The 398-nt window shown below is 65.1% G+C and carries 1 protein-coding gene; it reads right to left on the reverse strand.

What is annotated here, in order from left to right:
• The coding region (locus tag M3205_RS25315) for an FAD-dependent oxidoreductase (protein ID WP_251172374.1) at positions 1-398 on the reverse strand (398 nt) is incomplete at both ends.

Below are 398 nucleotides of genomic sequence, written 5' to 3' on the forward strand. Positions count from 1 at the left end.
GGTAACCGCCTCATGCGCCGCCAGCGCTTGCCACAGGCCCCATTGCAGAACCTTGTTCTCGACCATATAGCCCAGCTCCGGCAGCTTGAGCTCCGCGGCGTCGAAGGCGACGTGCGCGCTCTCCCACTCCCAGGTCTCCAGACGGCGATAAGCGTGGACGCGCATCGCCCGTATGGCATCCCAGACGCCGAGACTCTTCAGCAGGCCGACCGAAGCCGCGCTGATCGCCGAGATCCGCACATCCGGGGCGGATGCCGGATCGAACGCCGGTGGCGCCGCTTTCTCAAGCACCGTCACGGTAAATCCCTGTTGCGCCAGCCCTAACGCCAGGGCGCCGCCGACCATGCCGCCGCCCACGATGGCGACATCTGTTACGTGAATTGTCATGGCTATTATCC

The organism is Cytobacillus firmus, assembly GCF_023715565.1.
In the GTDB taxonomy this organism is placed as follows: Bacteria; Bacillota; Bacilli; order Bacillales; family Cytobacillaceae; genus Cytobacillus; species Cytobacillus firmus_C.